Here is a 13,526-nt window from a genome sequence, read left to right on the forward strand (position 1 = left end):
TGAGGTTAAGGGTAGCAGCGGAATCGCACAATTAAATTTTTGACCTGCGGTTTTGGCGCGATTTTTACGACGGTTGGCCGTGCCTGACGTCGCCGGCCGTCCGGCTGCGGCCCTTGACCAACGCGAGAACGTCGGGGCCGTACTGCTCGAGCTTTCGTGCGCCGATCCCGGGAATCGCCACGAGCGCCGCGTTGTCGGCAGGCAGCGTCTCGGCGATCGCGATCAACGTGTTGTCGGTGAACACCACATAGGCGGGCACCTTCATCTCCTTGGAGACGCGTGACCGCCAGTCCTTGAGCTGGCCCAACAACTCTTCGTCGATATCGGACGCGCAGGTTTCGCAGCGGCGCAACATGATTGCCGGCGGCGTCGTAAGCGTGCTGTTGCAGACGCGGCAGCGCGGGGTGGCGCCGCGGGACCGCCGCGGCCGGGACGGGGTCGCGTCGGCCGAGGACTGCGGCGCGATGCCGTTGAGGAATCGCGACGGTTTGCGGCTCTGTCGGCCCCCGGGGCTGCGCGACAGCGCCCAACTGAGCGCCAAATGCACACGGGCCCGGGTGATTCCGACGTAGAGCAGGCGTCGTTCTTCTTCGACCGGTTCGCTGTCTGGACCGTGGGCCAGCGCGTGCGAGATAGGCAGTGTGCCGTCGGCCAACCCGACCAGAAACACCGCGTCCCATTCCAGGCCTTTGGCGGCGTGCAGCGACGCCAGCGTCACGCCCTGGACGACGGGCGGGTGTCGCGCGTCGGCGCGCTGGCGCAGTTCGGTGAGCAGGGTGCGCAGATCCAGCGAGGGGCGCTGGACGACCTCTTCGTCGACGAGTTCGGCCAGCGCGGTCAGCGCCTCCCAGCGGTCACGCGCCTTGGTGCCGGGTGGCGGTTCGGCGCTGAGTCCGAGCGGTTCGAGCACGGCGCGGACGATGTCGGGCAACGACGCTTGTTCTTGTCCCTGGTCTTCGACACCGCGTTCGCCTGCGCGCTGCAGCGCCACCAACGCCTGGCGGATCTCCTGGCGGCTGAAGAAGCCTTCGCCGCCGCGAACCTGGAACGGGATTGTCGCCTCGGTCAGCGCTTCCTCATAAACCTCGGACTGCGCGTTGATCCGGTACAGCACGGCGATCTCGGCGGGTTCGGTGCCCGACTCGATGAGCCGCTTGATGCTCTTGGCCACGGCGGCGGCCTCGGCGACCTCGTCGGGGTGTTCGGCGAAGGTCGGCTTCGGCCCGGGGGCGCGCTGGCCGACGAGGTGCAGCTTGCTTCCGGCCATCCGGCCGCGGGCGCCGGCGATGACCCGGTTGGCCAGCGACACGACCTGCGGGGTGGAGCGGTAGTCGCGTTCCAGCCGAACCACGGCCGCGTCGGGGAAGCGCCGCGAGAAGTCGAGCAGGTAGCGCGGGGTGGCGCCGGTGAAGGAGTAGATGGTCTGGTTGGCGTCGCCGACGACGGTGAGGTCGTCGCGTTCGCCGAGCCAGGCGTCGAGGACCCGTTGCTGCAGGGGTGTGACGTCCTGGTACTCGTCGACGACGAAGCAGCGGTACCGGTCGCGGAACTCCTGGGCCACCGCGGCGTCGTTCTCGATCGCGGCCGCGGTGTGCAGCAGCAGGTCATCAAAGTCCAGCAGCGCGGTCCCGTCGCGGCGTGCCTTGAGCGTCTCGTAGCCGGCGTAGACGGTCGCGATCTTCTCCGCGTCGAACGGAATGTCGCGACCCGCCGCGGCCACGGCCGCGCCGTAACCCTCCGGGCTGATCAAAGAGCCTTTGGCCCACTCGATTTCACCGGCGAGGTCGCGGACGTCGTCGGTGCTGGTTTGCAGCCCGGCGCGGTTGGCGGCCTGCGCGACGACGGCGAATTTGGTGTCGAGCAGCTGCCACGACGTGTTGCCGACCACCCGCGGCCAGAAGTAGGACAGCTGGCGGCGCGCCGCGGCGTGAAACGTCATCGCCTGCACGGCTTCGGCGGAGACACCGGCCCAGTCCGCACTCAGGGCGCGCAGCCGGCTGCGCATCTCCCCCGCGGCGCGCTGGGTGAACGTCACGGCCAGCACCTGCCCGGGCGCGACGTGTCCGCCCGCGACGAGGTGGGCGATGCGCCGGGTGATGGTGCGGGTCTTTCCGGTGCCCGCGCCGGCGAGCACGCAGACCGGGCCGCGGGCGGCGAGCACGGCCTCGCGCTGCTCCTCGTCGAGGTCGTCGACAACGCGTAACGAATCGACCTCTACCGACATGCGGTCCATCTTGGCAGGGGGCGGTGACAAATCCGGGACGGCGGCGGGCATGTTGGGCGGATCGGCTACGTTGAAAGGCGTTATGAGCGCTGCAGACAATCCTCAGGTGACCATGTACACCACGTCGTGGTGTGGCTACTGCTTTCGGCTGAAGAAGATTCTGCAGTCCGAGGGCATCGAGTTCACCGAGGTCGACATCGAGAACGATCCCGAGTCGGCCCAGTTCGTGGCGTCGGTGAACGGCGGGAACCAGACCGTTCCGACGCTGAGGTTCCCCGACGGGTCCACGTTGACCAACCCCAGCGCCAAGGACATCAAGGCCAAGCTCGCGGGCTAACCGCGCCCGTCGCGTCCGGTTGTCCCGTTGGGGCGACGGTAGTTACTCCTCGGCGGCCCAGGATTCGATGATCTCCCTGGCGATCGAGATCGAGCCGGGCAGCAGAAGCCGCGACGACGAGTCGCTGCTCCAGTCCCCCGCGTCCAGCGCCTCGCGAACCTCCGCGCGCGTGAACCATGCCGCCTCGGCGATCTCGCCGTCGTTGAACGAGAACTCCTGCTCGGGATCTCCGACGGCGTGAAAGCCGACCATCAACGACCGCGGGAACGGCCACGGCTGGCTGCCGAGGTACTCCACGTCAGTCACGGTCAGGCCGATCTCCTCGGAGATCTCGCGCACCACACACGACTCGAACGACTCACCGGCCTCGACGAACCCGGCCAGCAGCGAGAACAGCCGCTCCGGCCACATCGTCTGCCTGGCCAGCACCGCGCGGTCGTGCCCGTCGTGCACCAGACAGATCACCGCGGGGTCGATGCGGGGAAACTCCTCGTAGCCGCTGAGCGGGTCGACCCGCGACCAGCCCGCCTTGGCCGGTTTGGTCGGCGCCCCGTTCACGGTGCTGAACTGGGCGCTGTCGTGCCAGTTCAGCAGGGCGCTGGCGGTGGCCAGCAACTGCGCGCTGACGTCGTCGATGATCTGCCCGCCCCGGCGCAGGTCGAGCACCTCGGTTTCGACGTCGGGATCGTCGGGATGCTCCAGCGCGGCCCGGATCGCCCACACGTGTCTGCCGTCGTTGAGCCGGCCGAGGAAGACGGCGTTCTCCGGCGGCTTGTCGCCCAGGTTGGCGGTGTTTCCCAGCAGCACCTTGCCGCCCGACATCAGCACCTGGTTGCGGCGGTCGACACGCAGCAGCGCCGCGTCGGACCAGCCGGCGATGGCGGCGTCGACGTCGGTGCGCAACGCGTCGGATCGGTCGGCGCCGACGCGGGACAACAGCGGGACATGGCGCAGCCGGAACCCGCGCGACGTCATCGGTCGGCATCCGCGCTGCGGATGAACAGCAGCCGGTCACCGGGTTCGAGCGCATCGGCCTCGGGCTCGTCGACGCGCACCAGCTTGTTGTTGCGCACGACGCCCAACACGATGTCGGCCTGGTGGCGCGGCGACCCGCCGACCTCCTTGGGGCCGACCTCGCGTTCGGCGATCGCAAAACCGCGGTCGGGGGTCAGCAGGTCCTCCATCATCTCGACGACGCTGGGTGTCTGCACGGCGACGCCGAGCAGCCGTCCCGCGGTCTCGGCCGTCACCACCGTGGAGTCCGCACCGGACTGCTTGAGCAGATGCTCGTTATCGGTTTCGCGCACGGCGGCAATGATCTTGGCCTTCGGTGCCAGCTCACGCGCGGTCAGCGTGACGAGCACGGCGGTGTCGTCGCGGTTGGTCGCCACGATGATCGCTTTGGCGTGCTGCGCGCTGGCCAACCGCAGCACCTCGGAGTCGGTGGCGTTGCCGCGCACGGTGACCAACCCGGCGCTCTTGGCGCGTTCCAGCGCGACCGCGTTCTCGTCGACGACGACGATGTCGGCGGGGGCCACCTCGTCGCCAACCATCGCGGCTGCTGCGGTCCTGCCTTTCGTGCCGTAGCCGACGATCACGATGTGGTTGCGCACTTTGTTCCTCCATCGCTGAATTTGGTAGACCTGCCGCGACTGCGTGGTCAGCGTTTCGACCGTCGTACCGATCAGCACGATCAGGAACGCGATCCGCAGCGGGGTGATCACCAGGACGTTGACCAGCCGGGCTCCGGACGTGACCGGGGTGATGTCGCCGTATCCGGTGGTCGACAGCGACACCGTCGCGTAATACAGGCAGTCCAGGAACGACAACCGGTCGCCGGTGACGTCGCGGTAGCCGTCGCGGTCTATGTAGACGATCAACACCGCCGCGAACAGCGCCAGGGTGGCGTAGATGACCCGTCGGGTGATCCGCCGCACCGGGCTCACCGGGTCGGCCGGGATCTGCACCCTGTCGGTCAGGGCGTGCACCGGCCGGTCGGCCAGCGAGTCGTCAAACCTGCGGACCCGGCGCCGCAGCCTGCCTTCAGGCATGGAAACCGGTCACCGCTGCAAGTGAGCGCACGCCATTATGTAACCATGACCTCTTTGCCTCCCGAGCTGCAGCAGATGGCCGACCCGGCACCCGCGCATCGGATGGCAGCGATGCTGCTCGGTGTGGGCAGCCTGCATTTTCTGGCGCCGAAGCCGTTTGACGCGATCGTCCCGGCCGAGCTGCCCGGCAGCGCGCGGTTCTACACCTACGCCTCCGGGGTGGCCGAGCTCGGCACCGCGGCCCTGCTGGCCGCGCCCAAGACCCGTCGCCTCGGTGCGCTGGCCGCTGTCGCCTTGTTCGTTTCGGTGTTTCCCGCCAACGTCAACATGGTCCGGCTGTGGTCCCAGGAACCGAAGAAGCCGCTGGTGCTGCGCATCGGTGCGCTCGCCCGACTGCCGCTGCAGATTCCGATGGTCCTGCAGGCGGTCAAGATCTACCGCACCTCCTAGGCGGCGCGCGTCTTTAGCAGCGCCGCCAACTCCTCCGCGCCGGGGAGAAGGTCGGGTGCGACGGTGGCTCCCGTCCGCACGTAGTGAAACGCCGCACGCACCGAATCGACGGGACGGCCGTGCAACTGCGCCCACGCCAGTCGGTACACCGCCAGCTGAATGGCCGCGTGCTGCTTGTCTTCCGGTGTGGCGGGCGGATCACCGGTCTTCCAATCCACCACCGTCGCACCACCGTCAGCGTCGGCGAACACCGCGTCGATGCGGCCCCGCACCACCCGATCACCGATCACCATGTCGAACGGCACCTCGACGTCCAGCGGGGTCCGCGCGGCCCACGGCGACACCGCGAACGCTGTCTGAAGTTCGGCGAGCTCGTCGGCGACGCCGGTGTCGTGGTCGACCGCGCCTGGCAGATCGTCAAGGTCGAACAACCGCTCCGCGTGGTAGAAACGCTGGATCCAGTCGTGGAATGCATTGCCCAGCAACGTATGTGGGTCGGGCCGTATCGGCAGTCGCCGCCGCAGCCGCTGTGTGAGCGAGTCGGGGTCGCGGCCGAGCTCGACCATGGTGCTGACCGAGATCTGCGTCGGCAGCGGCGGCGGTGCGGGTGGTTCGGCCGCGCGGTCACGTTCGGCCAGTAGCGCGTCGACGTCCGATGCCCAGCCCTCGTCGGAGTCGGCAGTGGGCAAGTCGAACTCTGTCGACATCGCCTGCGCCACCAGCTCGGCGCCCCGGTCGATGTTGCCGCGCCGCGGTCCGCTCGGGTCGGCCGGCCATATCGCCTCGACCACCTTGTCGCGCAGCGGGTTCGGTTCACCGTCGGCGGGAGCCGGTGCCCAGTGCTCGATGACCCCGCACGGGTCGCCGGCCGCCGACTGCTCGATGACGTCTTTGAGTTCGTGCAGAAACTCCGACGGTCCGCGCGGCTTGTTCTCGGTGGCTCCCCAGTGGTGCCCGGACAACAGCAGCGTGTCCTCGGCCCTGGTGAGCGCCACGTACAGCAGCCGGCGTTCCTCATCGATGCGGCGCTGCTCGAGCAGCTTCTTGTGGTCAAAGATCTTGTCCGACAGCTTTTTCCGATCGTTGACGTCGGAGGTGTCCAAGACCGGGACGCCGTGGCGGGAGGTGGTGGCGCGGTCGCCGCGCAGCAGCGGCGGCAACTCACCGGCGTCGGTGAGCCAAGTGCGGGCCGATCCGGTCGACGGGAAGACCCGGCCGGACAGATGCGGCACCGCCACCACCTGCCATTCCAGCCCCTTGGCCGCGTGCACGGTAAGGATCTGGACCCTGTCGTGCGCGACGGCGATTTCCGCGGGCGCCAGCCCGTCCTCCGCGTCGGCGGCCACGGCGAAGTACGCCAACAGACCAGGCAGGGTCGCGGCGGGGCGGGCGGCGAAGTCGGCGACCACATCGGCGAACGCATCGAGGTGCTCGGTACCCGACCATCCCGCCGAAACCGGCTGGTCCGCCCGGGCTTCGACATCCACGCCGAGCACCCGGCGCACCTCGGCGACCAGGTCGGGCAGCGGATGCGACAGGTGCGCGCGCAGCGCGGTCAACTCGCGGCCCAGCGCCACGATCCGGGCGTACCCGGCCGTCGAATAGGCCGCCGCGGGACCGGGATCGCAGAGGGCGTCGGCCAGGCAGGCGGCGTCGGCGTCAGGTGCGGCCTGCGCGACGATCCGCTCGACGGCTTCGTTGTCGGCGCCCGGGGCGGTGTCGTCGAGGTCGAGCGCGCGTCGCCACAGCGCCGCGACGTCACGTCCCCCCAGCCGCCAGCGCGGCCCGGTGAGCACCCGCATGGCGGCGCTGCCCGCGGTGGGCTCGGTCAGCAGTCGCAGCATGGCCACCACGTCGGCGACCTCGGGCACGTCGAGCAGACCGGCCAGCCCGACCACCTCGACCGGAACACCGCGGGCGCTGAGCGCCTCGGCCATCGGCGCGGCGTCGGCGTTGCGCCGCACCAACACCGCGGCGGTCGGCGTGGCGGCGCCGTCGGCCTGCGCGCCGTGGTAGCGCCGCGCGATGTGGTCGGCCACCCACTCCCGTTCGGCCGCAACGTCGTTCAACAGTGCACAGCGGATGGTGCCGGGCTCCGCGTCGGGGCGGGGCAGCAGGGTGCGCACCGCGACCGACCGGCGCCGCGCCTGCGTGGAGACGGCGTTGGCCAGGTAAAGCGCACGCGGCGGGTTACGCCAGCTGGTCCGCAGCTCGAGGGTGGGTGCGGGGGTGCCGTCAGAGCGCGGGAAGTCGGTGGTGAACCGCGGCAGGTTGGTCGCCGATGCGCCGCGCCAGCCGTAGATCGACTGGATGGGGTCGCCCACCGCCGTCAACGCGAGACCGTCGTCGACTCCCCCACCGAACAGCGAGGACAGCGCCACCCGCTGCGCGTGGCCGGTGTCTTGGTACTCGTCGAGCAGCACCACCCGGTAGCGCTGCCGCAACTGCTCGCCGACTTGGGGGAACGACGAGGCGAGCCGGGCCGCCGCGCCCATCTGCATGCCGAAGTCCATGACCTTCTCGGCGCGCATCCGCTGGTGCAGCGCATCGATGAGCGGCACCAGCTCGGTGCGCTCGGTCTGGGTCGACAGCAGCCTCAGCAGCCACTGGCTGGGCCCGCGGTCGCGCTGGTACGGCCCTGCGGGCAACGTGTGCACCAGCCGCTCCAGCTCGACATGGGTGTCGCGCAGCTGCTCGGTGTCGACGAGGTGTTCGGCGAGTTGACCGGCCAGCCGCAGCACCATCGACGTGATGGCCGCCGGTGTCTTATCGGTTTCGAGCTCCGGGTGCTCGCACACGACGCGAAACGCCAACTGCCACATCTCGGTTTCGCTGAGCAGGCGCGTTTCAGGTTCGACCGGCAGCAGCAGCCCGTGCTCACGCAGAAGGTTGCCTGCGAACGCGTGGTAGGTGCTGATGGTGGCCGGTTCCTGGTAGTCGGCCGCCTCGGCGTCGGGCGTCAGACCGGTGCCGGCCAGCCGGGCCAGCCGGGTGCGGACCCGGCGCAGCAGTTGGGCGGCGGCTTTCCTGGTGAAGGTCAGCCCGAGCACTTCGCTGGGCCTGGCATAGCCGTTGGCGACCAGCCACACCACCCGGGCGGCCATCGTTTCGGTCTTACCTGCGCCGGCTCCGGCGATGACGACCAGCGGTCCCGGCGGTGCGGCGATGACGGCGGCCTGTTCCTCGGTCGGCGCGAAAAGGCCGAGCCGGTCGGCGAGTTCGGCGGGGCTGTAGCGCGCCGTCATGACCGGCCTCCAGAGAGCTGTTGCGCCGGGCACATCGCGCGCACCGGGCAGTGGCTGCAGCCGTCGTTGATGCGTGCGACGAACTGCGGCCCCTGGGTCTGGGCAGCGGCGCGGCGCACGGCCTCACGCCACTGGGCATGCGTGTCCGCCGTCAACGCGTCCTGCTCGCGTTCGGTGGCACCGGCGGCGTTCGGCTTGCCGAGGTAGACCAGCCGGCCACCACCGGGTGAATCACCCTCGGACAGCAGGCCTTCGGCGATCGCGAGCTGGTACATCGCCAACTGGGCGTGCCGTTGCGCGTCGTCCTTGGTGACCGGGCTCTTACCGGTCTTGAGGTCGACGGCCACGAGCCGGCCTTCGCTGTCGCGCTCGATGCGGTCCACCCGGCCGCGTACCCGTACCTGCGGTTCGCCGTCGCCACCGGGCGCGACGACCCCGTCGACGTCGACCTCGGTACCGACCTCGGTGAACTCTCGGCGTGTCTGGGCCCGCCACTGCAGAAACGTCGACAGCATCGACTGGTGCCGGGTCAGCTCGTTGTCGGCATGCCAGGCGGCGTCGTAGGGCAGCTTGTCCCAGACCTTTTCCAGTTCGTTGAGCAGCTGACTCTCGGTCTTGCCCGGGTCGGCCACCAGCGCGTGCAACAGCGATCCGACCGCCGAGCGTACGTCGCGGCCGTCGGTGCCGCCGTGGCGTTCGAGCATCCAGCGCAGCGGGCAGTCGGTGAGGATCTGCAGCGTCGACGGCGACAGCGCGACCGTGTGGTCATCGCCGCGCCACAACGGTTCGTCGGAGGACACCGGTGTCATGGCGTACCACTGCGCCGGATCCGCACCGGGCACCCCGGCCACGGCCAGCCGCGCCAACTGTGTTGCGGCGCAGGCCCGGACGCGGTCGTCGACGGCGTCGTTGGGTGCACACACCACCGCTCGGAGCCGACCGACCAACGCCGCTGGCGTCAACACCCGCGGCGCCTTGACCGGTGTGAAAGCGGCCGGGTCGGCGTCGTCGGCCATGGTGGCCAGTTCGTGGAAGAACGACGACGGCAGCGTCGAGTCGTCGCCGGTGTCGCTGTCGACCGCGGTGACCAGCAGCCGGTCGCGGGCGCGTCCCATCGCGGCGATCAGCAGCCGGCGCTCCTCGGCCAGCAGGGGCGCCCGGGTGGACAACCCGCGGTCCTCGTCGGCCGCGACCCCATCGAGGACGTCGACCAGCTGCTGGGTGCCCAGCACCCCGCCCCGCGGAACAGTGTTGGGCCACAACCCTTCCTGTAAACCGGCGATCACGACGAACTCCCATTCGCGGCCGAGCGATGCGTGTGCGCTGAGCACGGCGACCGCGTCGACGTCGCGCTCGTCACGCGGGGCGGCCGGCGCGCCGAGGTCGGCCATGTGGTCGATGAGACCCCGCAGCGACGCACCCGCCGTGTGGTTGACGTACTGCTCGGCGACGTCGAACAGCGCGGTGACCGCGTCGAGGTCGCGGTCGGCCTGCGCGCCCGCGGTGCCGCCACGTTCGCTGGCGCTCAGCCATCGGCGCTGCAGACCGGAGCGGTGCCAGGCCTGCCACAGGGTGTAGCGCGGGTCTTGGCCCTCGTCGACCGTGCGGCGCGCGGCGGTCAACACGGCGCGCACGCGTCGCATCGAACGCTCCAGCGTGTCGGGCAACGCGTCGGTGCCCTGTTCCAGGGCCGCGACGAGCAGTTCGGTGAGGGGACGCGGGGGCTGGCTGCCGTCGGCGCGGCGCAGACTGCGCCGCAACTGCCGCAGTGACACCGGATCGACCCTGCCGATCGGTCCGGTCACCAGCGCAAGCGCCTGGTCGCCGTCGAGCCCGTGCGCGGTGGCCTCGAGCACCGTCAGCAGCGCCTGCACCGCGGGGTGTGCGGCCAACGGTGCGCCCGCTGCGGACATCTCGACGGGCACGCCTGCACCCTCCAGCGCGCGGGCCAGTGCGGCGCCGAGCCGCGGCACCGAGCGCACGACCACCGCCATCTGCGACCACGGCAGCCCGTCGACGAGGTGGGCGCGGCGCAGCGCGTCGGCGATCAGCGCCGACTCGGCGTGTGATGAGCCGGCGATGCGCACGCTCAGCGCGCCCCGGCGTCCGTCGGCGCCGTCGAGGTGGCGGCCCGGGTCGACACCCGGTAGCCGTCGTGCGGCCGCCGTGATCGCATCGGCGATCGCCGGTGCGCACCGGTGGGACTGCCTCAGCGTGATCGCCGGCTCCTCGCCGCGCAGCAGCGCGGGATCTGCGCCACGGTAGCCGAACACCGCCTGGTTGGGATCGCCTGCCACGACGGTGAGTTCGGCGCCCGCCGACAGCACCCGCACCAGCCGCGCGGCCTGCGGATCCAGCTGCTGCGCGTCGTCGACGAGGAGCAGTTTCACCCGCGCCCGTTCGCCGGCCAGCAGGTCGGCGTCGGTGGCGAAGGCCTCCAACGCCGCCCCGACGAGCTCGGCCGCGCCCAGGGCGGGGATGGTGGCCTGCGGCGCGGCCATCCCGACCGCGGAGCGCAACAACATGATCTGTTCGTAGGCCTGGGCGAACTGCCCTGCGGCCAGCCACTCGGGACGACGCGCACGACGCCCGATGCGTTGCAGCTCAACAGGATCCACGCCGCGCTCGGTGCAGCGCGCCAGCAGGTCACGCAACTCGGTGGCGAATCCGGTGGTGCCCAGCGCCGCACGCAGATGCCCCGGCCAGGCGACCGCCGACGCGTCGCCGTCCTCGAGGTCACCGGCGAGCAGTTCGCGGATGATGCCGTCCTGCTCGGCGCTGGTGATCAGGCGCGGCGGCGGGTCGCCGTTGCGCTGCGCGGCCAACCGCAACACCGCGAAGGCATAGGAGTGCACGGTGCGCACCAGCGGTTCACGCACGACCGCGCGTCCACCGGCACCCAGCAGCGCCGCGGTGACGGCGGCCCTGGCCTCGACTCGGAGCCGGGCCGAACCCGTCAGCAGCAGAACAGATTCCGGATCGACCCCGGCGGCAATGTGCGCGGCGGCCGTTCGGACCAGCAGCGTGCTCTTACCGGTGCCCGCGCCGCCGATGACGCGGACCATCCCGCGCGTGCCCGGTTCAGCGAGCGCGGCCGGTGTCAGATCGGTGTGCGGTGCGGACATGCCCCGAATAACACCATGGGGGTCTGACAATTCGCGGTCGACGCTGGTGGCAGCATCACATCCGTGACCGCCGACCTGTATGTGCACCGCTATGGCCCGGCGCGGCCGACCGACGTTCTGCTGCTTCACGGCCTGACCGGGCACGGTCAACGGTGGCAAACGCTGGCGACGCGGCACCTGACCGAGTTCGCGGTTGTCGCACCGGACCTGATCGGGCACGGCCGGTCGTCGTGGGCGGCGCCGTGGACGATGGATGCCAATGTCGCTGCGCTGACCGCCCTCATCGAGGCCGACGGACCTGTGGTGGTGGTCGGGCACTCGTTCGGCGCCGGGCTGGCGTTGGATCTCGCTGCCGCCCGGCCCGACCTCGTCTCGGCGCTGGTGCTGCTCGACCCGGCCGTCGGGCTCGACGGCGCGTGGATGCGCGACATCGCCGAGAACATGCTGGCCTCCCCCGACTACACCGACCGCGCCGAAGCCCGCGCCGAGAAGGCCAACGGCTCGTGGGGTGAAATCGAACCGGCCGAATTGGACCGCGAACTCGACGAGCACCTGGTCGCGCTGCCCAACGGGCGGGTGGGATGGCGGATCAGCATCCCGGCGATGATGGCCTACTGGAGCGAGTTGGCCCGCCCGGCCACGTTGCCGCCCAAGGAAACTCCGACCACGTTGGTGCGCGCTGCCCGCACCCGTCCGGCCTACGCCTCCGATGAGCTGATCGCGTCGCTGCGCCAACATCTCGGGGACGCTTTCACGCTGGCCGAGTGGGATTGTGACCACATGGTGGCCCACGCCCGCCCCGCCGACACGGCGGCGTTGATCCGCGACGCGCTGAAGCGGCGTTGACGATGGCGGCCGTCACCGACGAGCAGGTGGAGACCGTGCGGGCGTTGGTCGCGGCCATTCCACCCGGCCGGGTGTCGACTTACGGCGACATCGCCGAGGCCGCAGGGCTTTCCAGCGCGCGCATCGTCGGCTGGATCATGCGCACCGACTCCTCGGATCTGCCGTGGCACCGCGTGATCCGGGCATCGGGGCGGCCCGCACCGCACCTGACGACGCGACAACTCGAGTTGTTGCGCGCCGAAGGGGTGCTGGCCTCCGACGGTCGGGTCCCGCTCGCGCAGGTGCGCCACACGTTCTGAGCCGGCGAACGTGGGTTACCGACACGCTCCGTTGCGCGAAAGCGTGCGGGTAACCCACGTTCGCGCCCGAAACCCGGCTTAGAGGATCAGCCGCACCAACGCGGCCGTCCGCGCCAGCCCGGGAAACGCCGCGGCCGTCGACCGGGGATGCAGCGCATGCACGGCGATGCGGAACATCAACGCGCGCAACAACATCTGTGGCCATTCCGGCAGCGCGTTCCACCGTTCGATCAGCCCGTCGTCGGCCTCGCCCCATGACAGCGCATCGACGACGGCCACGCCGGCCGCCCACGGCGCCGGCCGCCAGTACGGGGTGATGTCGGTGATACCCGGGGCGGCGGTGCCGGCGAAAAGCACTGTGCCGTAGAGGTCGCCGTGAACCAACTGGCTGGGACTCTTTGTCGGCCTGCGCAGCGTGGCGAGCAGGTTGAGCAACTCGATTGACTTCTGGCCGTCGGCGGAGCCGGGCGAAACCCGCGCGCCCGGCGGCAACGAATGCAACGGACGTTCCTCCCACGCGGCGCGGTCGGCGGCGATGAAGACGTCGACGTCGGCCCACGGCGCGACTGGGGGCTGGGTGAGAAACCGCGGACGTTCGAGTTTGGCGGTCGCTTCGTGTAGCCGCACGGCGGCCGAGATCACCTCGTCGTGGCGCGGTTCGGGGCTGCCCGCGACGAACGTGTCGGCGCGCCAACCGGCCACCACATACCGGCCGTCGGTGGAGCGCACCGGCCGCGCCAGCCGCACGCCGTCGACGAACAGGGTTTCGCGCACCTTTGCCGACCACGCGGCGCGGGCGTGATCGGCCACCATCGACAGCACGACTTCGCCGCAGCGCCAGCCGCCCTCCCAACTCGAGCCAAGCGAAACCGGCTCGACGCCGGTCAGCCCGAACGCCGCCAGCACATGATCCGGCGGGCCATCGACTGTCACGAGCTCAGCCTAAGCC

10 protein-coding genes are annotated in these 13,526 nt (G+C 70.4%); 4 read left to right on the plus strand and 6 right to left on the minus strand.

What is annotated here, in order from left to right; genetic code table 11:
- Positions 1 to 64: 64 nt before the first annotated feature.
- A complete protein-coding gene (locus ABQE93_RS07465) occupies positions 65 to 2,224 on the minus strand; it encodes an ATP-dependent DNA helicase UvrD2 (protein ID WP_448407190.1) in 2,160 nt (719 codons plus the stop codon).
- 82 nt (positions 2,225 to 2,306) lie between these two features.
- On the opposite strand from ABQE93_RS07465, the gene ABQE93_RS07470 reads away from it, so the two are divergent.
- The gene (locus tag ABQE93_RS07470) at positions 2,307 to 2,561 is read left to right on the plus strand and encodes a mycoredoxin (RefSeq protein WP_448407188.1); all 255 of its coding nucleotides are present in this window, start codon (positions 2,307 to 2,309) and stop codon (positions 2,559 to 2,561) included.
- Between the two features lie 42 nt (positions 2,562 to 2,603).
- On the opposite strand, the gene nudC is transcribed toward ABQE93_RS07470, so the two are convergent.
- Positions 2,604 to 3,536, minus strand: a complete 933-nt coding sequence (gene nudC / locus ABQE93_RS07475) for an NAD(+) diphosphatase (RefSeq protein ID WP_448407186.1) — start codon at positions 3,534 to 3,536, stop codon at positions 2,604 to 2,606.
- The gene (locus ABQE93_RS07480) at positions 3,533 to 4,612 is read right to left on the minus strand and encodes a potassium channel family protein (RefSeq protein ID WP_448407185.1); all 1,080 of its coding nucleotides are present in this window, start codon (positions 4,610 to 4,612) and stop codon (positions 3,533 to 3,535) included. Before ABQE93_RS07480 ends, nudC begins: the two co-directional genes overlap by 4 nt.
- A gap of 66 nt (positions 4,613 to 4,678) precedes the next feature.
- Between ABQE93_RS07480 and ABQE93_RS07485 the strand changes: the two genes are divergently transcribed.
- Entirely contained in the window at positions 4,679 to 5,062 is a 384-nt protein-coding gene (locus tag ABQE93_RS07485) for a DoxX family protein (protein ID WP_448407291.1), read from the plus strand.
- Here the strand turns inward: ABQE93_RS07485 and ABQE93_RS07490 are convergent.
- Both ABQE93_RS07490 and ABQE93_RS07495 read right to left on the minus strand, forming a co-directional pair.
- Positions 5,059 to 8,307, minus strand: a complete 3,249-nt coding sequence (locus ABQE93_RS07490; RefSeq protein ID WP_448407183.1) for an ATP-dependent helicase — start codon at positions 8,305 to 8,307, stop codon at positions 5,059 to 5,061. The two genes, ABQE93_RS07485 and ABQE93_RS07490, sit on opposite strands and share 4 nt — an antisense overlap.
- Positions 8,304 to 11,432 (minus strand): ATP-dependent helicase, encoded by a 3,129-nt coding sequence (locus tag ABQE93_RS07495; RefSeq protein ID WP_448407182.1) that lies wholly within the window; start codon positions 11,430 to 11,432, stop codon positions 8,304 to 8,306. Before ABQE93_RS07495 ends, ABQE93_RS07490 begins: the two co-directional genes overlap by 4 nt.
- A gap of 63 nt (positions 11,433 to 11,495) precedes the next feature.
- Here ABQE93_RS07495 and ABQE93_RS07500 point away from each other — a divergent pair, with 63 nt between their 5' ends.
- Complete coding sequence (locus ABQE93_RS07500) at positions 11,496 to 12,278, plus strand: alpha/beta fold hydrolase (protein WP_448407181.1); 783 nt, start codon at positions 11,496 to 11,498, stop codon at positions 12,276 to 12,278.
- 2 nt (positions 12,279 to 12,280) lie between these two features.
- On the plus strand, positions 12,281 to 12,577 hold the full coding sequence (locus tag ABQE93_RS07505) for an MGMT family protein (RefSeq protein ID WP_448407180.1): 297 nt from the start codon (positions 12,281 to 12,283) through the stop codon (positions 12,575 to 12,577).
- A gap of 78 nt (positions 12,578 to 12,655) precedes the next feature.
- Here the strand turns inward: ABQE93_RS07505 and ABQE93_RS07510 are convergent, their stop codons facing one another.
- Positions 12,656 to 13,510, minus strand: coding sequence for a TIGR02569 family protein (locus tag ABQE93_RS07510; protein ID WP_448407178.1), 855 nt, complete (start codon positions 13,508 to 13,510; stop codon positions 12,656 to 12,658).
- Positions 13,511 to 13,526: the final 16 nt, after the last annotated feature.

It is taken from the genome of Mycolicibacterium sp. XJ662, from assembly GCF_053484035.1.

Excerpts from the sequence above, each read along its gene's own strand:
- ABQE93_RS07465 (WP_448407190.1), bottom strand. The coding sequence starts at position 2,224 with ATGTCGGTAGAGGTCGATTCGTTACGCGTTGTCGACGACCTCGACGAG.
- ABQE93_RS07480 (WP_448407185.1), bottom strand. The coding sequence starts at position 4,612 with ATGCCTGAAGGCAGGCTGCGGCGCCGGGTCCGCAGGTTTGACGACTCG.
- nudC (WP_448407186.1), bottom strand. The coding sequence starts at position 3,536 with ATGACGTCGCGCGGGTTCCGGCTGCGCCATGTCCCGCTGTTGTCCCGC.
- ABQE93_RS07470 (WP_448407188.1), top strand. The coding sequence starts at position 2,307 with ATGAGCGCTGCAGACAATCCTCAGGTGACCATGTACACCACGTCGTGG.
- ABQE93_RS07505 (WP_448407180.1), top strand. The coding sequence starts at position 12,281 with ATGGCGGCCGTCACCGACGAGCAGGTGGAGACCGTGCGGGCGTTGGTC.
- ABQE93_RS07490 (WP_448407183.1), bottom strand. The coding sequence starts at position 8,307 with ATGACGGCGCGCTACAGCCCCGCCGAACTCGCCGACCGGCTCGGCCTT.
- ABQE93_RS07495 (WP_448407182.1), bottom strand. The coding sequence starts at position 11,432 with ATGTCCGCACCGCACACCGATCTGACACCGGCCGCGCTCGCTGAACCG.